Source organism: Flavimobilis sp. BM9, from assembly GCF_058313055.1.
The window spans coordinates 133,133-156,694 of record NZ_JBZEMO010000005.1 but is presented as its reverse complement, the minus strand read 5'-3'; the positions used below and the strand labels follow the sequence as shown (position 1 = coordinate 156,694).

General features: G+C 72.7%; 25 protein-coding genes. 10 read left to right on the top strand and 15 right to left on the bottom strand.

What is annotated here, in order from left to right:
- From AC4F3Q_RS10320 to AC4F3Q_RS10310, 3 genes are read left to right on the top strand one after another with little or no spacing between them, the layout of a single operon-like run.
- Nucleotides 1–864, top strand: coding sequence for a helix-turn-helix transcriptional regulator (locus AC4F3Q_RS10320; protein ID WP_491039887.1), 864 nt, complete (start codon nt 1–3; stop codon nt 862–864).
- On the top strand, nt 861–2,015 hold the full coding sequence (locus AC4F3Q_RS10315) for a DUF8744 domain-containing protein (protein ID WP_491039886.1): 1,155 nt from the start codon (nt 861–863) through the stop codon (nt 2,013–2,015). The genes AC4F3Q_RS10320 and AC4F3Q_RS10315 overlap by 4 nt, the downstream gene beginning before the upstream one ends.
- Entirely contained in the window at nt 2,012–4,666 is a 2,655-nt protein-coding gene (locus AC4F3Q_RS10310; RefSeq protein WP_491039885.1) for a multicopper oxidase domain-containing protein, read from the top strand. The genes AC4F3Q_RS10315 and AC4F3Q_RS10310 overlap by 4 nt, the downstream gene beginning before the upstream one ends.
- Before the next feature lie 3 nt (nt 4,667–4,669).
- Here the strand turns inward: AC4F3Q_RS10310 and AC4F3Q_RS10305 are convergent, their stop codons facing one another.
- Nucleotides 4,670–5,431, bottom strand: coding sequence for an isoprenyl transferase (locus AC4F3Q_RS10305; RefSeq protein WP_491039884.1), 762 nt, complete (start codon nt 5,429–5,431; stop codon nt 4,670–4,672).
- Nucleotides 5,432–5,601: 170 nt separating this feature from the next.
- On the opposite strand from AC4F3Q_RS10305, the gene trhA reads away from it, so the two are divergent.
- The gene (gene trhA / locus AC4F3Q_RS10300; protein ID WP_491039883.1) at nt 5,602–6,312 is read left to right on the top strand and encodes a PAQR family membrane homeostasis protein TrhA; all 711 of its coding nucleotides are present in this window, start codon (nt 5,602–5,604) and stop codon (nt 6,310–6,312) included.
- A gap of 36 nt (nt 6,313–6,348) precedes the next feature.
- On the opposite strand, the gene AC4F3Q_RS10295 is transcribed toward trhA, so the two are convergent.
- From AC4F3Q_RS10295 to mca, 3 genes are read right to left on the bottom strand one after another with little or no spacing between them, the layout of a single operon-like run.
- Nucleotides 6,349–7,152 carry a carbon-nitrogen hydrolase family protein gene (locus tag AC4F3Q_RS10295; RefSeq protein WP_491039882.1) on the bottom strand — a complete coding sequence of 268 codons (804 nt, stop codon included), beginning with the start codon at nt 7,150–7,152 and terminating at the stop codon, nt 6,349–6,351.
- 2 nt (nt 7,153–7,154) lie between these two features.
- Nucleotides 7,155–7,487, bottom strand: a complete 333-nt coding sequence (locus AC4F3Q_RS10290; RefSeq protein ID WP_491039881.1) for a hypothetical protein — start codon at nt 7,485–7,487, stop codon at nt 7,155–7,157.
- The gene (gene mca / locus AC4F3Q_RS10285) at nt 7,484–8,368 is read right to left on the bottom strand and encodes a mycothiol conjugate amidase Mca (RefSeq protein ID WP_491039880.1); all 885 of its coding nucleotides are present in this window, start codon (nt 8,366–8,368) and stop codon (nt 7,484–7,486) included. Before mca ends, AC4F3Q_RS10290 begins: the two co-directional genes overlap by 4 nt.
- A 36-nt stretch (nt 8,369–8,404) precedes the next feature.
- Here mca and AC4F3Q_RS10280 point away from each other — a divergent pair, with 36 nt between their 5' ends.
- Nucleotides 8,405–8,839: a DUF4307 domain-containing protein gene (locus AC4F3Q_RS10280; protein ID WP_491039879.1), complete on the top strand. Its 435-nt coding sequence runs from the start codon at nt 8,405–8,407 to the stop codon at nt 8,837–8,839.
- 168 nt (nt 8,840–9,007) lie between these two features.
- A complete protein-coding gene (gene greA, locus AC4F3Q_RS10275) occupies nt 9,008–9,493 on the top strand; it encodes a transcription elongation factor GreA (RefSeq protein WP_168447742.1) in 486 nt (161 codons plus the stop codon).
- Nucleotides 9,494–9,556: 63 nt separating this feature from the next.
- On the opposite strand, the gene ilvA is transcribed toward greA, so the two are convergent.
- Both ilvA and AC4F3Q_RS10265 read right to left on the bottom strand, forming a co-directional pair.
- Complete coding sequence (ilvA, locus tag AC4F3Q_RS10270) at nt 9,557–10,726, bottom strand: threonine ammonia-lyase (protein WP_491040035.1); 1,170 nt, start codon at nt 10,724–10,726, stop codon at nt 9,557–9,559.
- Nucleotides 10,727–10,773: 47 nt separating this feature from the next.
- Nucleotides 10,774–12,096, bottom strand: a complete 1,323-nt coding sequence (locus tag AC4F3Q_RS10265) for an AI-2E family transporter (RefSeq protein WP_491039878.1) — start codon at nt 12,094–12,096, stop codon at nt 10,774–10,776.
- Between the two features lie 152 nt (nt 12,097–12,248).
- On the opposite strand from AC4F3Q_RS10265, the gene msrA reads away from it, so the two are divergent.
- Complete coding sequence (gene msrA / locus AC4F3Q_RS10260; RefSeq protein WP_491039877.1) at nt 12,249–12,905, top strand: peptide-methionine (S)-S-oxide reductase MsrA; 657 nt, start codon at nt 12,249–12,251, stop codon at nt 12,903–12,905.
- Nucleotides 12,906–12,976: 71 nt separating this feature from the next.
- Complete coding sequence (locus tag AC4F3Q_RS10255; RefSeq protein ID WP_491039876.1) at nt 12,977–14,194, top strand: pyridoxal phosphate-dependent aminotransferase; 1,218 nt, start codon at nt 12,977–12,979, stop codon at nt 14,192–14,194.
- Nucleotides 14,195–14,394: 200 nt separating this feature from the next.
- Here AC4F3Q_RS10255 and AC4F3Q_RS10250 read toward each other — a convergent pair whose 3' ends face one another.
- Nucleotides 14,395–15,354 (bottom strand): LysR substrate-binding domain-containing protein, encoded by a 960-nt coding sequence (locus tag AC4F3Q_RS10250; protein WP_491039875.1) that lies wholly within the window; start codon nt 15,352–15,354, stop codon nt 14,395–14,397.
- A gap of 67 nt (nt 15,355–15,421) precedes the next feature.
- On the opposite strand from AC4F3Q_RS10250, the gene AC4F3Q_RS10245 reads away from it, so the two are divergent.
- Nucleotides 15,422–15,832 carry a DUF5997 family protein gene (locus AC4F3Q_RS10245; protein ID WP_491039874.1) on the top strand — a complete coding sequence of 137 codons (411 nt, stop codon included), beginning with the start codon at nt 15,422–15,424 and terminating at the stop codon, nt 15,830–15,832.
- 74 nt (nt 15,833–15,906) lie between these two features.
- On the opposite strand, the gene AC4F3Q_RS10240 is transcribed toward AC4F3Q_RS10245, so the two are convergent.
- The 4 genes from AC4F3Q_RS10240 to AC4F3Q_RS10225 form a co-directional block, all read right to left on the bottom strand.
- Nucleotides 15,907–16,320 carry a VOC family protein gene (locus tag AC4F3Q_RS10240; RefSeq protein ID WP_491039873.1) on the bottom strand — a complete coding sequence of 138 codons (414 nt, stop codon included), beginning with the start codon at nt 16,318–16,320 and terminating at the stop codon, nt 15,907–15,909.
- Nucleotides 16,317–16,742, bottom strand: coding sequence for an Rdx family protein (locus tag AC4F3Q_RS10235; RefSeq protein ID WP_491039872.1), 426 nt, complete (start codon nt 16,740–16,742; stop codon nt 16,317–16,319). Before AC4F3Q_RS10235 ends, AC4F3Q_RS10240 begins: the two co-directional genes overlap by 4 nt.
- Nucleotides 16,739–17,935, bottom strand: a complete 1,197-nt coding sequence (locus tag AC4F3Q_RS10230) for a cystathionine gamma-synthase (RefSeq protein ID WP_168447738.1) — start codon at nt 17,933–17,935, stop codon at nt 16,739–16,741. The genes AC4F3Q_RS10235 and AC4F3Q_RS10230 overlap by 4 nt, the downstream gene beginning before the upstream one ends.
- Before the next feature lie 77 nt (nt 17,936–18,012).
- Nucleotides 18,013–19,419, bottom strand: coding sequence for a cystathionine beta-synthase (locus tag AC4F3Q_RS10225; RefSeq protein WP_491039871.1), 1,407 nt, complete (start codon nt 19,417–19,419; stop codon nt 18,013–18,015).
- A gap of 76 nt (nt 19,420–19,495) precedes the next feature.
- Here AC4F3Q_RS10225 and AC4F3Q_RS10220 point away from each other — a divergent pair, with 76 nt between their 5' ends.
- Entirely contained in the window at nt 19,496–20,671 is a 1,176-nt protein-coding gene (locus tag AC4F3Q_RS10220) for a class I SAM-dependent methyltransferase (protein ID WP_491039870.1), read from the top strand.
- A gap of 15 nt (nt 20,672–20,686) precedes the next feature.
- On the opposite strand, the gene AC4F3Q_RS10215 is transcribed toward AC4F3Q_RS10220, so the two are convergent.
- The 4 genes from AC4F3Q_RS10215 to AC4F3Q_RS10200 form a co-directional block, all read right to left on the bottom strand.
- Nucleotides 20,687–21,604, bottom strand: a complete 918-nt coding sequence (locus tag AC4F3Q_RS10215; protein ID WP_491039869.1) for an LLM class flavin-dependent oxidoreductase — start codon at nt 21,602–21,604, stop codon at nt 20,687–20,689.
- A gap of 106 nt (nt 21,605–21,710) precedes the next feature.
- Complete coding sequence (locus tag AC4F3Q_RS10210) at nt 21,711–22,112, bottom strand: FKBP-type peptidyl-prolyl cis-trans isomerase (RefSeq protein ID WP_491039868.1); 402 nt, start codon at nt 22,110–22,112, stop codon at nt 21,711–21,713.
- An 86-nt stretch (nt 22,113–22,198) separates the two neighbouring features.
- A complete protein-coding gene (locus AC4F3Q_RS10205; protein ID WP_491039867.1) occupies nt 22,199–23,008 on the bottom strand; it encodes a Bax inhibitor-1/YccA family protein in 810 nt (269 codons plus the stop codon).
- Between the two features lie 131 nt (nt 23,009–23,139).
- Entirely contained in the window at nt 23,140–23,547 is a 408-nt protein-coding gene (locus AC4F3Q_RS10200; protein ID WP_491039866.1) for a MerR family transcriptional regulator, read from the bottom strand.
- Nucleotides 23,548–23,562 lie beyond the last annotated feature (15 nt).

Genomic DNA, 23,562 nt, shown 5'->3' with positions numbered 1-23,562 from the left:
GTGGAAAATAGACAGGGCTTCCCCGCGCCCCCGCGCCCCGGCTACGGACCGTCGCCGACCCCCCAGCTCCCGCCCACCGCCCGGCTCTCCAAGGCCCGGATGCAGGTGCTCGACGTCCTGTCCGCCCAGCCCGAGCCGTGCACCGTCGCCGCGATCGCGGCAGTCCTCGGCCAGCACACGAACACCGTCCGTGAGCACCTCGACACCCTCGTCGACGCACGGCTCGCCGAGCGCCGCCGCGCGCCCGCCCAGGGCCGCGGCCGACCCGCCTGGCTCTACGCGACCGCCGTCCCGCAGCCCGGCCTCAGCGACGGCGCGGTCGAGTACGCATCGCTCGCAGCCGTGCTCGCCGACACGATCACACGCACGAGCACGGACCCGTCGGGCGACGCGATCATGGCAGGGCGCCGCTGGGGCGCCGAGCTCGTCCGCACCCGCCGCCCCCAGGAGGCCAGCGACGCAGGCCTCACCCCCGACGCTCCCGCCCCACGCGACGCTGCACAGCCGCCCGAGCCGCAAGGCCCCGACGCGGTCGACGACGCTACCCATGCCCGCCGCGCCGTCGTGCGCCTCCTCGACGACCTGGGCTTCGCGCCGTCGACCGACGAGGACGCGAGCGACGTCGCACTGCGGCGCTGCCCGCTCCTCGAGGCCGCGTACCGCCACCCCGACGTCGTGTGCGCCGTCCATCTCGGGCTCGCCCGCGGCGCGCTCGAGGCGCTCGGAGCCCCGACCGCGGGCACCACGCTCGTCCCCTTCGCGGAGAAGGGCGCGTGCCGGCTCCTCCTCGCAGGCGACCCGTTCCTCGACGCCGAGAACGCCCTCGCCGCCAGCACGCCGGCCGAGGACGGCGCGCCCGCATGACCCGCCGCGCCGTCTTCCTGCTCCCCGCGGGGCTCGCCCTCCTCGCCGGGCTCGACGCAGGGCTGCTCCTCCTCGGCCTCCCCGCCCCGGTCACGACCGCCCGGCTGCCACTCGTGCACGGCATGCTCATGACGCTCGGCTTCGTCGGCACGGTGATCGCGCTCGAGCGCGCGGTCGCGCTGCGTCGCGCCTGGGGCTTCCTCGCTCCGGTCCTTCTCGGCCTCGGCGGCGTCGCGCTGCTGAGCCCCCTCCCGCTCGCCGCCGGGCAAGGGCTGCTCGTCGCCGGCACAGGCGCGCTCGTCGCGCTCTACGTACCGCTGTGGCGCCGCACGCGCGACGACTCCGTCGTCGTCCAGCTGCTCGGCGCCGTCCTCGCTCTCGGCGCGGCGCTGCAGTGGTGGGGCGGTGCCGCGATGCCCGACGTCGTGCCCTGGCTCGCGGCGTTCGTCGTCACGACGATCGCAGGCGAGCGGCTCGAGCTCGCGCGCGTCGCGATGCTCGGCGCGCGCGCCGAGAGCAGCGTGCTCGCGCTGTGCCTGGCGATCGCGGGCGCGTGCGTCGCGACGACGCTCTGGCCGACGGCCGGCTACCCGCTCCTCGGCGCGGCACTCCTCGCGCTGTGCGGCTGGCTCGCGGTGCACGACGTCGCCCGCCGGACCGTCCGCAGCACCGGACTCCCGCGGTACATGGCCTGGAGCCTGCTCGCCGCGTACGCGTGGCTCGCGACGGCCGGTCTCGTGTGGCTCCTCGCCGGCCGGCAGTCGAGCGGGCCCGGGTACGACGCCGTGCTGCACAGCGTCTTCCTCGGGTTCACGATCTCGATGATCATGGCGCACGCACCCGTCATCCTGCCGGCCGTGCTGCGCGTCCGGCTCCCCTACCACCCGGCGATGTACGTCCCCGTCGTCGTGCTGCACGCGACGCTCCTCGTGCGCGTCGCGGTCGGTGACGCCCACGGCCTGGCGACGATCGTGCAGGTCGGCGGCGTCGGCAACGTCGTCGCCGTGCTCCTGCTCGTCGTCACCATGGTCGCGGCGGGCGTGCGCGGACGCACCCGCGCCCCCGCGGCGCCCCCGGCACCCGCCGGACCGACCGAGGGCGCCGCGTCACCCGCGCCCGCCTCCACCGCCACCGAGGACGCCCTGAGATGACCGCGACCCCGTCCCCCCGCCCGCTCTCGGCACGGTCGACGTGGCACCTCGGGGCGAACGCGCCCGTCGTCGCCTGGCTCGCCGCGACCGTCGTCGTCGCGGTCGCGCACCGCGAGATCCCGGCCTCCACGTGGCTCCTCGTGCACATGACGCTGCTCGGCGCCGTCACGAACGCCGTCTGCGTGTGGAGCGCGCACTTCGCCGACGCCCTCCTGCGACGCCGCGTCACGCCCGCGTCGCGGCGCTGGCAGGCTGCCCGCCTCGTGGTGCTCAACGTCGGCGTCGTCACGACCGTGACCGGGATGGTGACGAGCCGCTGGACCGCGACCCTCGTCGGCGCCGTCCTCGTGGGCCTCGCCGTCGCCGCGCACGCCGTGACGCTGTGGCTCCAGTCCCGCAGCGCGCTCGCGCCCCGGTTCCTCGTGTGCGTGCGCTTCTACGTCGCCGCGGGCGCGCTCCTGCCGCTCGGCGCGGCGCTCGGTGTGCTGCTCGCGCGCGGCGGCGCCGCGACAGGCTGGCACGTGCGCCTCGTCCTCGCGCACGCCGGACTGAACCTGCTCGGTTTCGTGGGGCTCACGGTCCTCGGCACTCTCGTCACGCTGTGGCCGACGATGCTGCGCACCGCGATGGCCCCTGCAGCGCCCCGCGCCGCTGGGCGCACGCTCGCGCTCATGCTCGCGGGGCTCGCCGTCGGAGTCGGTGGCGCTCTCGTCGGCGTGCGGCCCGTGGCCGCGGCGGGGGTGCTCGTCTACGTGGGCGGGGTCGTCGTGTCGCTCGTGCCGATGGTCGCGAGCGCCCGCCGACGACGACCGTCGTCGTTCGCGACATGGTCCACCGCCGCAGCGACGACGTGGCTCGTCGGCTCGCTCGCCACGCTCGTCGTGCTGCTGCTCGTGAGCCCCACGTGGGAGGCCGTCTCGACGCGTGTCGGCGCCCTCGTCGCGCCGCTCGTCGGCGGGTTCGCCGCACAGCTCGTCCTCGGTGCGCTCACCTATCTCGTGCCGGTCGTCCTCGGCGGCGGCCCGGCGACCGTCCGGGCGACCGCGGCGCGGTTCGAGAGCGGCGCCGTCGTGCGGGTGGTCGTGGCGAACGGCGGGCTGCTGCTGTTCGTCCTGCCAGGCAGCAGCGCGCTCGCCGCGCTCGCGAGCATCGCTGCGCTCGTCGCGCTCGCCTCGTTCCTGCCCGTGCTCGGGCTCGCGCTGCGCGACCACCGGCGCGCCCGCCGGGTCGTCGCCGCGGGCGGCGACCTGCCGCGCGCAGCGGAGCCCGCTCCCCTCCGCCGCCCGACGGGCGCCCTCGTCGCAGGTGTGAGCGTCCTGCTCCTCGTCGTCGCCGGCGCGACGGCGCTCGACCCGCCGGTGCGTCCGGCGACGTCGGCCGCCGCCACCGATGCGGAGCCGGCTCGCGTGACGCCGACGGGACGGACGACGACCGTCGCGATCTCGACGCGCGACATGACGTTCATCCCTTCGCAGATCACCGTGCCCGTGGGTGACCACCTCGTCCTGACGATCACCAACACCGACACGACGACGGTCCACGACCTCGCGCTCGACACGGGCCACCACTCGGGGCGCATCGGGGTCGGCGAGACGGTCACGCTCGACGTGGGCGTCGTCGACCGGACCATCGAGGGCTGGTGCACGATCGTCGGGCACAAGCAGTCGGGCATGCGCCTGACGATCGTCCCGACCGGCGTGCCCACCGCGACGGTCGGTGGCCACCCGGGCCACGCGACCGCGGGGACCGGGCAGCCGGCCGCGAGCGCCGCCGCCGACGTCGACCTGTCCCGCGCTCCCGCGCCGGGGTTCGAGGCCCGCGACCCGCGCGTCGCGCCCGCGACGGACGAGAAGGTGCACCGGATCACGCTCGAGGTGACGGACCAGCTCACCGAGGTCGCGCCCGGGGTCACGCAGACCCTGTGGACCTTCGGCGGGTCGGCGCCCGGGCCTGTCATCCGCGGGAAGGTCGGGGACCGGTTCGAGATCACGCTCGTCAACGACGGGAGCATCGGTCACTCGATCGACTTCCACGCGGGTGCGCTCGCCCCGGACGAGCCGATGCGGACGATCGCCCCGGGCGAGACGCTCACCTACCGCTTCACGGCCACCCGCTCGGGCATCTGGATGTACCACTGCTCGACGGCGCCGATGAGCGCGCACATCGCGAACGGGATGATGGGCGCGGTCGTCATCGACCCGCCCGACCTCGCGCCCGTCGACCACGAGCTCGTGCTCGTGCAGTCGGAGATGTACCTCGGCCCGCAGGGCGGCGAGGTCGATGCCGAGCGGGTCGGTTCAGGCCACCCCGACCTGGTCGTCTTCAACGGGTACGCCGACGGCTACCTGCACGACCCGGTCGAGGTCCGTGCTGGCGACCGTGTGCGCGTGTGGGTCCTCGCGGCGGGGCCGAACGTGGGCTCGTCGTTCCACGTCGTGGGCGGGCAGTTCGACACGGTGTTCCACGAGGGCGCGTACCGCCTGCGCCCTGGCGGCGCCGAGCAGGGCGGCGCGCAAGCGCTCGGTCTCACCGTCGCGCAGGGCGGGTTCGTGGAGCTCGAGCTTCCCGAGGCTGGCACCTACCCGTTCGTCACGCACGTCATGTCGGACGCCGAGCGCGGCGCGCGCGGGGCGTTCGTCGTGGCGCCGTGAGGTTCAGCGACCGAGCCGGCGGTCGCGCGTGACGTAGGAGCGCAGGGCACGCAGGAAGTCGACGCGTCGAAAGCTCGGCCAGTACGCCTCGCAGAAGTAGTACTCCGAGTGCGCGGACTGCCACAGGAGGAACCCGGAGAGCCGCTGCTCCCCGGAGGTGCGGATGACGAGGTCAGGGTCGGGCTGTCCGCGCGTATAGAGGTGCGCGGCGATGTCCTCGACGTCGACGACGTCGGCGACCTCGGCGATCGTGAGCCCCGCCTGCGCGCGGTCGCGCAGGTAGTCGCGTACGGCGTCGGCGATCTCGTGGCGGCCGCCGTAGCCGATCGCAACGTTGACGTGCAGCCCCGTGTTGCCCTCCGTGCTGGCCTCCGCGTCGCGCAGCGTCGTGGCGACGGCGTCGGGAAGCAGGTCGAGCCGGCCCATGATGCGCAGCCGCCAGCGGCCGCACGCCGCGAGGCCCTCGACCGCTGACACGATGATCCCGAGGAGCGCCTCGAGCTCCTCCGGGTCTCGCCTGAGGTTGTCCGGCGAGAGCATCCAGAGCGTGACGACCTCGGTGCCGATCTCCTCGCTCCAGCCGAGGAACTCGGTGATCTTCTCGGCGCCGCGCTGGTGACCGGTCGCGGTGGACTCGCCGAAGGTGCGCGCCCAGCGGCGGTTGCCGTCCAGGATGACGCCGATGTGGCGGGGCAGCGCCTCGTGCGGCAACGACCGCATGAGCTGACGCTCGTAGAGCCCGTAGAGCTGCTGGGGTAACCGCACTGGTCCTCGCTCATGGTGCCGGAGGTGGTGCCGCCCGCAGGGGCCCGCGGCGCGACGAGGATCACGGTACCGGACGGCGGTGCGCCTCAGACCGGACCCCACAGGCCCGTCCGCCAAACTCTCACAACACCCGACACGTAACCTACGGGACCGTAGGTTAGTCTGACGCCATGGCGCAGGACACGAGCCCGACCGACGCGACCGCACACCCCGTAGGCCCCGCAGACGACCTCCCCGGTCCCGTCGACGCGGTCAAGCCGCGCCTGCGCGGCTGGATCCACGCGATCAACTTCCCGCTCGTGGTCGTCGCGGGCATCCTCCTGACGGTCTCAGCGCCGCCGACCGCCCCGCGCGTCGCGTCCCTGGTCTTCGCGATCACCGCGGCCCTGCTGTTCGGCACGAGCGCCGTCTACCACCTCGGGAACTGGCGGCCCTCCGTCAAGGCCGCGCTGCGCCGGGCGGACCACGCGAACATCTTCCTGATCATCGCGGGCAGCTACACCCCGCTCGCCGTGCTCATGCTCGACACGCGCGCGGCCACGATCCTCCTCCTGATCGTCTGGAGCGGCGCAGCGCTCGGCATCACCGCGCGGATGATCTGGCTCGGCGCACCCCGGTGGATCTACACGCCGGTGTACATCGCGCTCGGCTGGGTCGCGGTCGGCTACATGCCGACCTTCTGGGGGCTGGGCTTCCAGGACGTCGTGTGGCTCGTCGCCCTCGGCGGGCTCGCCTACACGGTGGGCGCGGTCATGTACGCGACCAAGCGGCCCAACCCGGTGCCGCGCTGGTTCGGGTTCCACGAGCTGTTCCACGCGGGCACCGTGGTCGGGTTCTGGTGCCACTTCGCGGCAGTCGTCGTCGCGCTCAACACGCTCTGACCTGCCTGCCCCTCCCCCGAGCGTCCTGAGCTGCGCTCAGCCTCCCGCACCCTCACGCGGCACGACGGCGAACCGACGGTTCGCGAGCGACGGGTTGCGCTCACGCGTGCGCACGACGTCCGCGTGGTCGAGGTCGACCGTCACCTGACCAGGCTCGAGACCCAGCCGTGCCCGGACAGTCCCGTCCGGGCCCACCGCGGTGCTGCTCCCGCACACGCCGCGCCCCGCCATCCCGACCGCGACGACGAACGCCGTGCTCTCGATCGCACGCGCCTGCGCGAGCACGGTCCACTGCTCGATCTTGCCCGGCCCCGTAGCCCACGCCGCCGGGCACAGCAGGACGTCAGCCCCGGCGTCGACCGCGCGCCGCGCCGACTCGGGGAACCTCAGGTCGTAGCAGGTCATGACGCCGACGGTCCCGTCACCGACGGTCATCGTCGGGGGCATGTCGAACGGCCCGGGGGCGAACCGCTCGGACTCGCGCTCGCCGTACGCGTCGTACAGGTGGACCTTGCGGTACACGCCCCGCAACTCGCCCTGAGCGTCGACGAGCACGACGCCGTTGCTCGCGCGCCCTCGGCCGTCACCCTCCAGGGTGACGCCTGCCGCGACGGCGACGTCGTGGCGTCGCGCGGCCTCACGCATCTCGGTGACGAACGGCCCGTCCACGGGCTCGGCCGCCCCCGCGTCCACGCCCCGCGGATCGAAGTACGACGCGTACTCGGGCAGCACGACGAGGTCCGCGCCGTCGTCGGCCCCGCGCTCGACCGCCGCGCGCGCGAGCGCACGGCACGCGTCCGCGTCAGCGACCGCGGCGACCTGCGCGAGCGAGACGCGCACGATCAGCCGTCGGCGCGGCCCGGCGTCGGACTGTGGTCACCGGCCGGCTCAGCGGCCCCGGGGCCCTCGGCCGCTGCCTCGGCGACCGTGACGTCGCGCGGCTCGCGCGCCGCCTCGGCGCGCTCCTCGAAGCGCAGCCGGCGCACGCGGCGGTTCATCGAGAACCAGCCGAGGATGCACACGACCGCGATGAAGAAGATCGCGAGGAAGCCGATCAGGCCTGGCGTCACGTCGTACTCGTTGAGGTCACCGCGCAGCACGTCGGTCGGCGACGGGCTCGGGCTGACGGTCTCGAACGTGAGCGCCGACGGGTGCGGGGCGAGCTGGACGGTCATGCGATCTCCTCGTGACGGATCCCGGCGAACAGGTCGTCCTCGGGGAGCGCGGTGGGCACGCGCGAGTGGGCGAGCTCGAACTCCTCGACAGGCCAGACCTCGGCCTCGAGGTCGCGTGGCGTGCCGAAGAAGAACCCGTCCGGGTCGATCTGGGTCTCGTGCGCGATGAGCGCGCGGTCCCGGCGGTCGAAGTAGTCGGCGCAGTGCACCGCGGTCGTCGCCTGACGCTCGACGATCTCGCGCGCCGCCCGCGTCTCGACCCACTCGCCGAACGGCGACTCGAGGCCCGCGTCGGCCATGGCCTCGTGGACCGTGCGGATCCGCTTCATCGAGAAGTCGTGGTTGTAGTACAGCTTCGACGGGGCCCACGGCTCACCGTGGCCGCGGTAGCGCTCGGCGTCGCCTGCCGCGTGGTATGCCTCGAAGGCGACCCGGTGGCACATGACGTGGTCAGGGTGCGGGTAGCCGCCGGACGGGTCGTACGTCGTCATGACGTGCGGACGGAAGTCGCGGACGATCTCGACGAGCGGCGCGGACGCCTCCTCGAGCGGGACGAGCGCGAAGCACCCCTCGGGGAGCGGCGGGAGCGGGTCGCCCTCGGGCAGGCCCGAGTCGACGAACCCGAGCCAGCGGTGCTGGACGCCGAGCGCCTCGGCGGCCGCAGCCATCTCGACGCGCCGGATCGCAGCCATCTCGTCGATCGTCGACGGCGCGAGCGTGCAGCTCGGGTTGAGGATCGAGCCACGCTCGCCTCCGGTGCACGAGACTACGAGGACCTCGACCCCCTCGGCCGCGTAGCGGGCCATCGTCGCCGCGCCCTTGCTCGACTCGTCGTCGGGGTGCGCGTGCACCGCCAGCAGGCGCAACGGAGTCGAGGACATAAGCCACTTCCCTTCGAGGTGAGAGACAATGATTCTATGTCCGAGACCTCGCCCAGCGGCCCGTCGACAGATCCGGCTCCCGCAGCGCTCGCCGAGCGTTACGGCACCGTCGCTCCTGACGCGCGTGCGCGCCGCCTGCGCGTCGCCGCCCTGTGGACGGTCGGCGTCGTCGGCACGTTCGCCGCAGCATGGAGCGGCTGGAGCATGGTCGCGAGCGAGAAGTTCACGACGCAGGACGTCGGCTTCGCCGTCCAGGGCCCCGAGGTCGTGACCGTGACCTTCAACGTCACCAAGGACGCCGACCTGACGCTCGACTGCCGTCTCGTCGCGCTCAACACGGCGTACGGCCAGGTCGGCTTCCGTGACGTGACGATCGGCCCGGGCACCTCCGAGCGCGAGACCTTCACCGTCGAGGTGCGCACGTCAGAGCTCGCGACGACCGGCATGGTCGAGAGCTGCACCGCGCGCTAGCGCCCTCGCGCGGGCGCGAGTCTCGCGCCAGACACGAAGCACCGGCTATGCTGAGTGTTTCGACCGCTGTCCTCGATCTCGCGCGCCTGCGCGAAATAGATGGGGCAGCACATCTGGCGCACGGTGACTGACCGTGCGCCTACTTCTTTACTGACGGAAGGAGCGATCGTGGCCGAGACCACCGCCGCCACGTGGCTGACCCAGGAGGCCTACGACCGGCTGAAGGCCGAGTACGAGCACCTCACCGGTCCTGGCCGCACCGAGATCGCGACGAGGATCGCCCAGGCGCGCGACGAGGGCGACCTGAAGGAGAACTCCGGCTACCACGCCGCCCGCGAGGAGCAGGCGAAGCAGGAGGCGCGCATCCGCGAGCTCAAGGCGAAGCTCGAGAACGCCCAGATCGGCACCCCGCCGGACGACGGCGTCGTCGAGCCGGGCATGCTCGTCCTCGCCGAGGTCGCGGGTGACGACATCGAGTTCCTCCTCGGCTCGCGCGAGATCGCTGGCACGACCGACATCGCCGTGTACTCGGACAAGTCCCCGCTCGGCGCCGCGATCAACGGCCGCGCCGTCGGTGACACGGTCTCGTACAACGCGCCCAACGGCGCCGAGATCACGGTCGTCATCAAGAGCGCCAAGCCGTTCCAGGGCTGACGCAGACGAACGACGAGGGCCCCGGTCACCGCGAGGTGACCGGGGCCCTCGTGCGCTCGAGAGTCAGCGTTCGTCGGGCAGCACGTAGCCCTGACGACGCAGGTGGTCCAGCAGCTCGGCGCAGTGCTCGTGCCCCTTCGTCTCGACCTGCGCAACCACCTCGACCTCGTCGATCGCGAGGTGCGGTCCCGTGCGGACGTGCTCGACGTGCATGACGTTCCCGCCGACCTCGGCGAGGTCGAGCATGAGGTTCGCGAGCGCACCCGGGCGGTCGGTCAGCAGCACGCGCACCTGGAGGTAGCGGCCCGCCGACGCGAGACCGTGCCGGACGACCCGCAGCAGGACGACCGGGTCGATGTTCCCCCCGGAGAGGACGCAGACGACCGGACCCTCGACCGAGCCCGGCTCCGCGATCAGTGCGGCGACGCCCGCCGCCCCTGCAGGCTCGACCAGCAGCTTGGCGCGCTCCGCGACGAGCAGCAGCCCGCGCGAGAGATGCTCCTCGGAGACGGTGCGGATCTCTGCGTTGCCGTGCGCGATCACGTCGAACGGGACCTGCCCGGGCATGCCGACCGCGATGCCGTCCGCCATCGTCGAGCGCGGCTCGACCGCAGCAGGTGCGCCGCCGCGCAGCGAGCCGGGGTACGACGCCATGCGCTCCGCCTGCACGCCGACGACCCGGACGTGCGGTGCGAGGTAGCCGAAGGCGGCGACGAGACCGGCCGCGAGCCCTCCCCCGCCGACGGGGACGAGGACCGTCGCGACGTCGGGCACCTGCTCGAGGATCTCGCACGCGATCGTCGCCTGCCCCGCGACGATGTCCGGGTGGTCGAACGGGTGGATGAGCACCGCGCCCGTCGCCCGGGCGTGCTGGTGCGCAGCCGCGAGCGCGTCGTCGACGCTCGAACCGACGAGCCGCACCTCCGCGCCGTACTCGCGCGTCGCCGCGACCTTCGGCAAGGAAGCGTCAGTCGGCATGTAGACGACCGCGTGGATGCCGAGGTTCCGCGCTGCGACCGCGACGCCCTGCGCATGGTTGCCGGCGCTCGCCGCGACGACGCCGTGGCGGCGCTCCTCCTCGCTCAGCCGCGCCATCCGCACGTACGCGCCACGCACCTTGAACGACCCGGCGCGCTGGAGGTTCTCGCACTTGAGCAGGACGCGCTGCCCCGTGAGCTCGCTCAGGACGCGGCTCGTCTCGACGGGGGTGCGCACCACGACACCCTCGAGCATCCGCGCGGCGTCGAGGATCGACTCGCGCGTGACCACGGGAGCGCCCGTCACCGCTCGCCCTTGCGCGACGCCGACTCAGCGTCACCCTCGTCAGCCGCGGAGTAGTCCGGGCCGTCGTCCGTGCCGCGGCGCAGGGCGCGGGCACGCGCGCGCAGCTCCGCCTCGGCCGTGGGTCTCACAGTCAGGCGGTCGTCGATACCGAGGTCGGGGAACTTGTCGTGCCCGTGGAAGAACAGCAGCACCGTGTTGAGCACCGCCGCGACCGGGACGGCGAACAGCGCGCCGACGATCCCCGCGTACATGGTCCCGCCCGTCACGACGAGCAGGACAGCCACCGGGTGCAGGGCGACCGCATGGCCCATGAGGAACGGCTGGAGCACGTTGCCCTCGATCTGCTGGACCGCGAGCACGATCACGAGCATGATCACCGCCGTCACCCAGCCCTTGACGACGAGCGCGACGAGGACTGCCATCGCCCCTGTGACGAGCGCACCGACGAACGGGATGAACGAACCGACGAACACGAGGATGCCGAGCGGGAGCGCGAGCGGCAGCCCGAGGATCGCGGCGCCGACGCCGATGCCTGTCGCATCGACCGCGGCCACGAGTATCTGGGTCCGCGTGTAGGCCGCGAGCGTGACCAGACCTCGACGGCCCGCCTGGTGCACCTGCTGACGCGCCTGGCGCGGCAGGAGGCCCACCACCCACGTCCAGATCGTGCGGCCGTCGAGCAGGAAGAAGAACGTGCAGAACAGCGCGATGACGGTGCCCGTCAGGACACCCGTGACCGTCGCGGTGACGCTCGCGGCACCCGCGAGGATCGTCCCGAGATTGTCCTCGATCGTCGTCGTCGCCGTCTCGATCGCCTCGTCGAGGCGCTGCACGTCCAGCTCGAGCGGTCCCGTCGACAGCCAGTCGATCGCCTGGTTGAGCCCTTCGGACGCCTGGGTCGACAGGTTCGCGAAGCCTGTGACGATCGAGCGCCCGGCGATGAACACGAGACCGAAGATGACGGCGATCAGGCCGATCACACCGACCGCCGCGGCCAGGGCGCGCGGGAACCTCAGGTGGACCTGGAGCGTCTTGACTAGCGGGGCGAGCAGCACCGTGAACAGGAGGGCGACCGCGATAGGGATCAGGAGCGGGCTGAACGTCTTGACGAGCCAGATCGCGGCCGCGACCCCGAGCCCGACGACGAGCAGGCGCCACGTCCACGCGGCGGCGCTCTGGATCACCGGAGGGATGCTGTCGGCGGCCCGGAACTCCGCTCCTGCCGCCGTCGGCCGGTCGTGCCGCCCGACCACGGCCGCGTCGACGGTCGCGCCGCCGTCCGTGACCTCGTCCGTCGTCCCGCTGCCGTTCGCGCTCACTTGACCTCCCGCCGGGTGCTCCGCCGCTCGGGCGCACCCGACCAGCCTACGGGCCGCACCGCCTCCTGACAGGCGGGAACATCTGCGCGCGTCGCCGCGTTCTGACCGGTGCTGCCACCGCCGCGCGTGCGCAGCGAGCGAGGGAGGTCGTCATGCTCGAAGGTCTGTTCGGTTCGTCAGCGAGATCCACGATGGTCAGCCGCGAGCGCGCGCTCGCCGGGCGGGACGCGTCCGCCTACCCGGTCCCCGAGACGCACGCCGTGCTCGGGACCGCGCTGCAGGGCCCGTGGCCCGACGGCACGCGCGTCCTCTATCTCGCCCTCGGGTGCTTCTGGGGCGCGGAGAAGCTGTTCTGGGAGCTGCCCGGCGTCGTGACGACGGCCGCGGGCTACCAGGGCGGCTACACGCGGTTCCCCACGTACGAGGAGACGTGCACGTCTCTCACGGGCCACACCGAGACCGTGCTCGTCGCGTACGACCCGGCCGTCGTGAGCGACGAGGACGTCCTGCGGACGTTCTGGGAGAACCACGACCCGACGCAGGGCTACCGCCAGGGCAACGACGTCGGCACGCAGTACCGCTCCGCGGTCTACTGGACGACGCCGGAGCAGGAGGAGGTCGTGCGCCGCACCCACGCCGTCTTCCAGGAGAGGCTCCGCGAGCGCGGCTTCTCGGACATCACGACCGAGCTGCGCCCCGCCGCCGAGGCAGGGCCGTTCTACTACGCCGAGGAGCAGCACCAGCAGTACCTGCACAAGGTGCCGAACGGGTACTGCCCCGTCCACGCGACAGGTGTGCGCTGCGGCTGACCTGCACGCTCCCGGGGCGGCCAGCACGGACGCCCCGGGAATGGCCTTGCTCGGAAGTGCCAGAATGGAACATGCGCTCCATCACACAGAGCAGGAAGCTCAAGAACGTCCGGTACGACGTCCGAGGCCCGATCCTCGTCGAGGCGCAGCGCCTCGAGGCGCTCGGCCACAAGATCCTCAAGCTGAACATCGGCAACCCGGCGCCGTTCGGCTTCGAGGCACCCGCAACCATCGCAGCGGACGTCATCCATCATCTTCCTGAGGCGCAGGGCTACTCGGACTCGCGCGGCATCTACTCGGCGCGCACCGCCGTCGCGCAGTACTACCAGGCCGAGGGTCTGACGGACACGCACGTCGAGGACGTGTTCATCGGCAACGGCGTCTCCGAGCTCATCACGATGACGCTCCAGGCGTTCGTCGACGACGGCAACGAGATCCTCGTCCCCGCTCCCGACTACCCGTTGTGGACCGGTGCGGTGACGCTCACGGGCGGCACCCCGGTGCACTACCGGTGCGACGAGTCGAACGGCTGGAACCCGGACCTCGAGGACATCGAGTCCAAGATCACCGAGAACACGTACGGGCTCGTGCTGATCAACCCGAACAACCCGACCGGCGCGGTCTACTCGGAGGAGACGGTCAAGGGCATCGTCGACATCGCGCGGCGCCACGACCTCGTGATCTTCTCCGACGAGATCTACGAGAAGATCCTGTACGACGGCGCGCAGCACCACCACACCGCCAAGTACGCGGGCGACGACGTGCTGTGCCTGACGTTCTCCGGCCTGTCGAAGGCGTACCGGGTGTGCGGCTACCGCTCCGGCTGGCTCATGATCTCGGGGCCCAAGCACCTCGCGACGGACTTCATCGAGGGCCTGACTCTCATGGCGAACATGCGCATGTGCGCGAACGTCCCGGCGCAGCACGCCATCCAGACGGCGCTCGGCGGCTACCAGTCGATCAACGAGCTCATCGTCCCCGGCGGGCGCTTCTACGATCAAGCGATGCTCGCGGACAAGCTGCTCAACGAGATCCCCGGGGTCACGTCGGTGAAGCCTCGCGGCGCGCTGTACTGCTTTCCGAAGCTCGAGCCCGAGGCGTACGACATCAAGGACGACGAGGCGTTCGCGCTCGACCTGCTGCAGTCGAAGCACATCCTCGTGACGCACGGCACCGGGTTCAACTGGTTCGAGCCGGACCACTTCCGCCTCGTCGCACTCCCGGACGTGAAGATGCTCGAGGAAGCGATCGGCCGCATCGCGGAGTACCTCGAGGAGATCCGCCTCTAGCCGCCACTTGCCGACAGGGGCTGCACGCGAGGTAGCGGGCTGCACGCGAGGTAGGGCCCTGCAAGCCCCTACCTCGCGCGGGAAGCCCTACCTCCCGTGGAAGCCACCTCACGCCGTCCGGGCGCGACTACCTCGCGCCGTCCTGGCGGAGCTGCCTCGCGCGGCACCACCTGCCTCGCGCCGCCGGGACGGGACGCGGGTCAGCGCTTGCGGCCCTTGCCGCCACCCTTGCTGAGCTTGCCGGGCTTCTTGGCCTTCGCGGCCTTCTTGCCCATGGCCTTCGCGCGCGCAGCCTCGTTGCGCTCGGCCACCTTGCGGATGCGCGCGGCCTTGTGGTCCTCGGCCTTGCGGGTCGCCGCGGCCTTGGCGCGGCGCTCCTTCTCGGCGCGCGTGAGCGGCGCGGCCTGGCGGTCGCTCCCGGGCGCCGCCTGCTGCGTGTCGGTCGCTGCGGCGCCGCGCGAGCTGTTGACCGAGCGGCCGCGCACGATCCCGACAAGCTCTTCGGCGAGCTCGTGGGCACCGTCGACGGGCCACACGAGGCTCACGCCCGACGTCGGACCGCCCGCGTAGGGCACGTGCACGACGTCCTTGCGATGGTGCAGCCGCGCGACGGACATCGGTACGACGACGACGCCCACCCCGGCGGCGACGAGCGCGATCGCGGCCGCGGCGTCGTCGGGACGCTCGAGCGCGGGCAGCCCGGGCGGCGTCCCACGGTCGGCGGGAGCGGCGTCGTCACCGACGCCAGCCCAGTCGAGCACGTCGTCGAGCGGGTGCAGCACGAGCTCGTCGGCGAGGTCGACGATCGTCACCTCGTCGGCGAGCGACAGGAGGTGCTCCTTGCCCACGACGACGACCGGAACCTCGTCGTACAGCGGGATCGCGTGCAGGACCTTCGTGCGGGCCTCCGCTGTGCCTGGGCGGCCGGTCCGCACGACGGGCCGTCGCACCAGAGCGGCGTGGACCGCACCGTCGCGCACGCTCGCACCGGCGTCGAGCGTGCCGATCGGCACGAGCTCGAGCGGGACCGTGAGCCGGTCGCGCCACGTGCGCACCCACTTCGCGGGGGTGACGCCTGGCGCGAAGCCGAGCCGGAACGCCTGCGGGGCGGCGGACGCCTCGGGCTCGGTCGGCGCGGTCTCGTGGGGGGTCTCGTTCACCTGCCAAGGCTACCGGTCGGTCCTGCGGCACCACGCGGCCGCTGCGGACGCCGATAGGATGGTCGCCATGACCTCACGCAAGAGCCCGCAGTCGATGAAGGCCGCCACCGCGGCGAAGAAGCTGGGCGTGTACCTCCCCGCGACCCCGGAGGACTTCCAGCAGCGCCTCATCACCCGCGAAGAGCTCGACGCGCTTCAGGCGGACCCGCCGCAGTGGCTCGCCGACCTGCGCCGCGAGGGGCCGCACCCGCGCCCCGTCGTCGCTGCGCGCCTCGGCGTCTCGATCGCGGGCCTCGCCCGTGGCGGCGTGACCGAGCCGCTCACGACCGAGCAGATCACCGAGCTGCGCGAGTCGAACCCGACGTGGCTCCAGCGTGAGCGCGAGACGCAGGCGGAGGTGCGCCGCGAGGAGGAGCGGATCAAGGCGCGTGACGCTGAGGCCGCGAAGAAGGCGGCACGCAAGGCGCCTCGTTCCTGAGACCTCGCGCCTGCGCGCACGACGCCCCACCCCTGGATGCCCTGAGCCGGGCGCGCCTGCGACGCGCGCCCGGCTCAGTCGTTGTCGGGCACGAGCTCGGGCCACTCAGGGTTGACCGCGATCTCCCAGCGGTAGCCGTCGGGGTCCGCGACGTAGCCGGAGTATCCGCCCCACTCGCGGCGCACTCCCGCCGAGACGAGACGCCCGCCCGCGGCGACCGCCCCCGCGATCGCCGCGTCGACGTCAGCCGGTTCCTTGAGGTTGTGTGCGAGCGTCATCGGGGCGAGCCCTGGCTCGCCGACCTCGCCGATCTCCTCACGCATCGCGTCGAGGTCCCACAGCGAGAGCACGAGCCCTGGCTCGACGTCGAGCATGACGATGGCCTCGGCCTCGAAGCGCACCGGCCAGCCGAGACCGACGACGTAGAAGCGCCGGGCGCGCTGTACGTCCGCGACGCCGAGCGTCACGACCGTCACGCGGGGCTTCATGCCTGCCCCACCGTCTCGCGCGACCGCTCGCTGTGCCCGAGGGGCTGGCCCGGGGCCACGACGTCGCGGACGAGCCGCTTGAGCGTCGTGATCTCGGGGAAGCCGCCGCCGGTGCGCCGGTCCCAGACGAGGACGTCGTCGACCCGCACCTGGAAGACACCACCGCGGCCGGGGACGAGCGCAACCTCGGTGCCCTCGGGGAACGTCGTCAGGAGCTCTTGCGCCATCCATGCTGCCCGCGCGAGCCACCGGCACTGCGTGCAGTAGGTCAGCGCCACCCGGTGCGCGCCACGCGCGGGGGCGTCGGCGGTCGCTCCCGCCCCGCTCGCACCCGTCTCGGTGGTGCCCGGCTCGACGTGGGCCCCACCGCCGGCTGCATGGACGGTCGGGACGTCGACAGGGCAGCTCTCCTGGGCCGTCACCCGAGCGCCTCGGTCAGGTCAGCGATCAGGTCGTCGAGGTCCTCGATACCGACGGACAGCCGCACGAGGTCCTCCGGGACCTCGAGCGCCGACCCGACGACCGACGCGTGCGTCATGCGGCCGGGGTGCTCGATGAGCGACTCGACGCCCCCGAGCGACTCCGCGAGCGTGAACACGCGCGTGCGGTCGACGAGCGCGAGCGCCGAGTCGAGCGAGCCCGTGCGGAAGGACACCATCCCGCCGAACGCGCGCATCTGACGGGCGGCGACCTCGTGCCCCGGGTGGGACTCGAGGCCCGGGTACAGGACCTCCGTGACCGCGCTGTGCGTCTCGAGGAACCGTGCGACGGCGAGAGCGTTCGAGCTGTGGCGCTCCATGCGCACCGCGAGCGTCTTGAGGCCGCGCAGCGTGAGCCACGCGTCGAACGGGCCCGCGACGGCGCCCGCCGCGTTCTGCAGGAAGCCGACGGCGTCCGCAAGGCTGGTCGTGCCCGTCGGGCCGGCGACACCACCCGGGAGCTCGACGCCCGCCCCGACGACCACGGCGCCGCCGACGACGTCAGAGTGCCCGCCGACGTACTTCGTCGTCGAGTGCACGACCGCGTCGGCGCCGAGCGCGAGCGGCTGCTGCAGCGCGGGCGACGCGAAGGTGTTGTCGACGACCAGCACCGCGCCGGCATCGTGAGCGACCTTGGCGACCGCGGCGATGTCGGTGACGCCGAGGAGCGGGTTGGACGGCGTCTCGACCCACACGACGGTCGTCTGCCCGGGGCGGATCGCCGCGGCGACGGCCTGCGGGTCGGACGTGTTGACCGGGGTGTGGCTGACGTCCCACGCGCCGTGCACGCGCGCGACGAGACGGTAGGTGCCGCCGTACGCGTCGTCGGGCATGACGACGTGACCGCCCGGCCGGGTGAGCGCGCGCAGGAGGACGTCCTCGCCGGCGAGGCCGGACGAGAACGCGAACGCGCGCTCCCCACCCTCGACCGCGGCGAGCGCGGTCTCGAGCGCGGTGCGCGTCGGGTTGCCGGAACGGGAGTACTCATATCCCCCGCGCAGGCCGCCGACCCCGTCCTGCTTGTACGTCGAGACCTGGTAGATCGGAGGGACGACGGCGCCCGTCGTCGCGTCCGGGTCCTGGCCGGCGTGGATGGCCTTGGTGGAGAAACCTGCGTCGTCCCAGTGTGCGTTCACGTATCCGAGGCTACGCGGACGCACTGACACGGGCCCAGGAAGGGCGTGTCGCGCCAGCACGTGAGACGACGCGCGGCTCAGCCTGCGAGATATCCCAGCAGGTCGTGCCGCGTGAGCACGCCCACGGGGTGTCCGTCGTCGACCACCATGAGCGCGTCCGCGTCGTGGAGCGCCGCCCGGACCGCCTCGAGCGGCTCGCCCGAGCCGATCTTCGGCAGGGCCGGGGCCATGTGCGCACCGACGGTGTCGGTCAGCTGCGCCCGCCCGGAGAACACCGCGTCGAGCAGGTCGCGCTCGCTCACCGAGCCTGCGACCTCACCGATGACGACGGGCGGCTCCGCGAGCACGACCGGCATCTGCGAGACGCCGAACTCGCGCAGGATCTCGATCGCGTCGCGCACCGTCTCGGTCGGGTGCGTGTGCACGAGCGCGGGCAGGTCGCCCGCCTTGCCGCGCAGCACGTCGCCGGCGGTGACGCCCTCACCCGCGTCGAGGAACCCGTACGAGCGCATCCACGTGTCGGAGAAGATCTTCGACATGTACCCGCGCCCCGAGTCGGGCAGCAGCACGACGATCACGGCCCGCTTCGCGGCCTCCGGGTCCTCGTCCTCGAGGCGGCGGGCGAGACGCAGCGCGGCCTCGACGGCCATCCCGCACGAGCCCCCGACGAGGAGCGCCTCCTCGAGCGCGAGGCGCCGGGTCATCGCGAACGAGTCGGCGTCGGAGACGGCGATGATCTCGTGCGGGACGGCCGGGTCGTAGGCCTTCGGCCAGAAGTCCTCGCCGACGCCCTCGACGAGGTACGGCCGGCCGGTCCCGCCCGAGTACACGGAACCTTCGGGGTCCGCGCCGACGATCTGGACCTCACCGCCGGCCTCGGGAGCGCGGCTGGCGGACGCCTCGCGCAGGAAGCGGCCCGTGCCCGTGATCGTCCCGCCGGTGCCGACGCCAGCGACGAGGTGGGTGACTTTCCCGTCGGTGTCCGCCCAGATCTCGGGCCCCGTCGTCGCGTAGTGCGACGCCGGTCCGTTGAGGTTGGAGTACTGGTCGGGCTTCCACGCGCCCGGCGTCTCGCGGACGATCCGGTCGGAGACCGAGTAGTAGGAGCTCGGGTCGTCGGGCGCGACGGACGTCGGGGTGACGACGACCTCGGCACCGTACGCGGCGAGCACGTCGCGCTTGTCCTGGCTCACCTTGTCCGGGCACACGAACACGCAGCGGTAGCCCTTGCGCTGCGCGACCATCGCGAGGCCGACGCCCGTGTTGCCGCTCGTCGGCTCGACGATCGTGCCGCCCGGCTGCAGCTCTCCTGACGCTTCCGCGGCCTCGATGATGCGCAGCGCGATGCGGTCCTTGATGGAGCCGCCGGGGTTGAGGTACTCGACCTTGGCGAGGATGGTCGCGGACAGGCCCGCGGTGACGGTGTTCAGCCGGACGAGAGGGGTGTTCCCGACCAGCTCGCTGACGTGCTCGGCAAACTTCATGCGCCCACGCTAGCCGCTCGGCGGCTGCCCGGCGGTCCCGCGCCCGGGCCGTCCGGAGTGCGGGAGAATCGGAACCATGCCGCTCGTCCTGCCGCCCGCCGTCGACGCCGTCCTGGACGGCCTGCGCCGCTGGCCCGACGTCGAGGGCGACCTGGTCGCGGTCGACGCCGCCGACCGTCTCCTCCTCGCGGAGGCCGCCCCGCTGATCGCGGCATCCGGGCCGGGCGAGGTCGTCGTGCTCGACGACGCGTACGGGGCGCTCGCGCTCGGCGCGATCGCGCTCGGCGCGCGGGGCGTGCGCGTGCACACGGACGCGGTCACGAGCGAGCGCGCGATCCTCGCGAACGCCGCGCGGGTCGACGGCGCGGACATCCCCCGCCTCGCGCCCGAGCTGCGGGTCGAGCCCGTGCTCACGCCGTCGGTCGTCGCTGGCGCACGCCTCGTGCTCGCGCGGCTCCCCCGCGCGCTCGACGCGCTCGCCGAGACGGCGGCGCTCGTCGCCGACCACGCCGCGCCGGACGTCACGTTCCTTGCGACGGGCCGCCTCAAGCACATGAGCCGCAGCATGAACGACGTGCTCGCGACCCGGTTCGACGACGTGCGCGCGACGCTCGCGCACGGCAAGTCGCGCGCGCTCGTCGCGCGCTCCCCTCGCTCGGCGCCCGCGGGCGCGGTCCCGTTCCCGAGGTCGGTGCACCACGGTGACGTCGGCCTGCACGTCGTCGCGCACGGCGCCGCGTTCGCGGGGACGAGCCTCGACATCGGCACGCGCTTCCTGCTGACGTTCCTCGACGACGTCGCGGCGGACCTGCCCGCGGGCGGTACGGCCCTCGACCTGGGCTGCGGCACGGGGCTGCTCGCGGCGGCCGTCGCGCGTGCGGTGCCGTCGGCCCGCGTGACGGCGACCGACCGGTCTGCCGCCGCGGTCGCCTCGGCGGGGCTCACGGCGCGCGCGAACGGCGTCGGCGACCGGGTCGACGTACTGCGCGACGACGTCGCGGCATCGGTCCCGGACGCGAGCGTCGACGTCGTCGTGTGCAACCCGCCGTTCCACGCCGGGGCCGCGCTCAGCACGGACATCGCCTCGGCGATGTTCCGCGCGGCCGCGCGCGTCCTGCGCCCGGGCGGGGTGCTGTGGACGGTCTACAACACGCCCCTGCGGTACCGCGGCGAGCTGGGGCGCGTCGTCGGCCCGACGACGCACGCGGGGCAGAACCCCAAGTTCACCGTGACCCGGTCGGTGCGCCGGTAGCGGGCGCGCCGGGCGTCAGAGCGCACGCAGCCGCGGGAGCGCGTCGGCGACCTCGGCGAGGATCGCCGGATCTCCCGCGTACAGCCCGTCGGGGCGCGGCCGGTGCACGACGACGTCGGTGAAGCCGAGCTCGGCCGCACGGCCGACCATGTGCTCGAGCCGGGCGACGCCCGCGAGGTGGCCGCCGTCGTCTGCGGGGCCGAGCGAGTAGGTGAACGAGTCGAGCGAGAGGTACCGCGGGAACAGCTCGTGGTTCTCGACGGCGTCCTCACGGCCACCACGCACGAGCGCCTCGTCGAGACGACCGGTGAGCATCGCGAGGCCCTCCCACCACGCTTCTTCGGACTCCATGTCCTCGAGGCCTGTCGTGACCCAGCCGCTGCCGTGGCGCACGGCGACGTCGAGCGCGCGCGGGCCGTTGGCCGCGACGAGCAGGGGCGGCGGGCCGTCGAGCGGGCCGGGGAACGTGCGGGCGTCGACGGCGGTGTAGAACTCGCCGGCGTGGTCGGTGACGGGCTGGGCGAGCATCGTCGTGAGCAGGCCGCAGAACTCGTCGAGGCGGCGCACGCGCTGCCCGGGGGTGAGCTCGTCCTGGCCGAGGACGGCGGCGTCGAAGCCGCGCCCCCCTGCGCCGATGCCGAGCAGGAGGCGTCCGCCGGACATGTCGTCGAGCGTCATGACGTCCTTCGCGAACGTCACGGGGTGCCGGTAGTTGGGTGAGGCGACGAACGTGCCGAGCCCGATGCGCTCGGTCGCGAGCGCGGCCGCGGTCAGGGTCGGGACGGTTGCGAACCAGGGCTCGCCGGCGAGGGTGCGCCACGCGAGGTGGTCGTACGTCCACGCGTGGTCGAAGCCGAGGTCCTCGACCTCACGCCACATGGGTTCGGCCTCGGGCCACCGGTACTGGGGAAGGATGCAGACGCCGACTCGCATGCGGCCACGATAGTGGGCGGCTCACAGTCAGGGCTCGTAGGGGGGCGCAGACGCGCGCAGGGCCGGACCCCTCACGAGGTCCGGCCCTGCGCGTGCAGCGGGTGTGTCAGCTGACGCCGAGGATGTCGACGACGAAGACGAGCACGTCGTCGCCACCGATGCCGGCCTGCGGCACGCCGCGCGAGCCGTAGCCGTGGTGCGGCGGGATCGACAGCAGGACGCGGGAGCCGACCTGCTGGCCGACGAGACCCTGGTCCCAGCCGCCGATGACGGCGCCGACGCCGATCGGGAAGTCGATCGACGCGCCGCGGTCGTAGGAGTTGTCGAAGACGTGACCGCCCCAGGTCTGACCCAGGTAGTTCACGACGATGGTGTTGCCAGCCTCGACGGTGTCGCCGGAGCCCTGGACGAGCACCTGGATCTCGAGCTCTTCAGGGGCTGCTGCGTCGGGGAAGGTCAGGACCGGCTTGTCGCCGAAGCCACCGGACGCCTGGGGAAGTGAAGCCATGACTGCCTCTCGTCGTCGGACGGGCGCGCAGGAGCGCGACCGTGGTCAAGCCTAGGACGCCCGCGGGGGCGTCGCAGTCGCGTCGGTCAGTCGCGCCCGGACAGGAGCGCGAAGATCCGGAGGAACTCGGTGTAGAGCCACACGAGCGTGACGATCAGACCGAATGCCGCGCTCCACGAGAACTGCCGCGGGGCACCCGACTCGACGCCGCGCTTGATGGAGTCGAAGTCCATGACGAGCGAGTACGCGGCGAGCACGACGGCGAGCGCGCCGATGACGACGCCGAGCGGCATGCCGCCGATCGTGATGTCGGAGCGCATGCCCCACGCGGAGTCGGTCGCACCGAACAGCATCATGCCCAGGTTGACGAGGCTGAACACCCCGTAGCCGATCATCGCGACGAGGAAGATCTTCGTGGACTTGGCAGTCACACGGACCTTGCCCGACGTGAACAGGGCGAGGGTCACACCAGCGGTGACGACCGTCGCGATGAGCGCCTGCATCGCGATGCCCGGGTACACGCTGTCGAGGATGGCGCTCAGGCCACCGAGGAACACGCCCTCTGCGACGGCGTACGCGGTGATGAGCGCGGGGCTCGGGGTCTTCTTGAAGATGTTGACGAGGGCCAGCACGAACCCGACACCGAGGCCGACGAGGTACAGGCCGGGCATCGTGTCGGTGAGCTGCCAGGTGATGGCGGCGACGATCGCGAGCAGCGCGAGCAGGCCGCCGGTCTTCACGATGACGTCGTCGTACGTCATGCGGTTCGTCTGCACCGGCGTCGCGGACGGCGCTCCGTACATCGCGTCGAGGGTCGCAGGGCTGACGGAAGCCTCGCCGCGGCGCTTCACCGGGTCGGCGAAGACGGGGTTGGATCCGAAGGCGGGGTTGGACACTGGTCCTCCAGGGGCCGGGTGTGTTCACGAAGCGTCTGGATGACGCCCCTGCACGCTGAACGCACGAGGGTGGCGATCCGTTCCCGGCGCCTGCCGGGACCGTCCGCGCCTGCACGCCGCGTCTCCTGATCCTATGTGCCTACGCTGAACGTCGCCTGAGTGTTCCCGGCCCGCGGGGCGACCGCAGAGGCCGAGTAGTACGCGATCTTCTCGTCGAGCACCGCCATCGCCGCGTTGATGCTCCTCGCGCGGCGCTCGAGCTCGGCACGGTGTCGGACGAGGAACTCGACCCGGTCCGCGCTCGGTCCGGTGCTGCGCAGGAGTGCCGTGAACTCGCGCAGCTCGGCGATGCCGAGCCCCGCGTCGCGCAAGCACGTGACGAGCCCGACCCAGAACAGGTCGTCCTCCGAGTACGCGCGGTGGCCGCCCGGAGAACGGCCGACGGGCCCGACGAGGCCTTCGCGCTCGTAGTAGCGCAGGGTGTCGAGCGTGAGCCCGGTGCGTTCGGCCGCATCGGCGGGCGTGATCGTCGTCGTCATGGTGGTCCTCCCCTG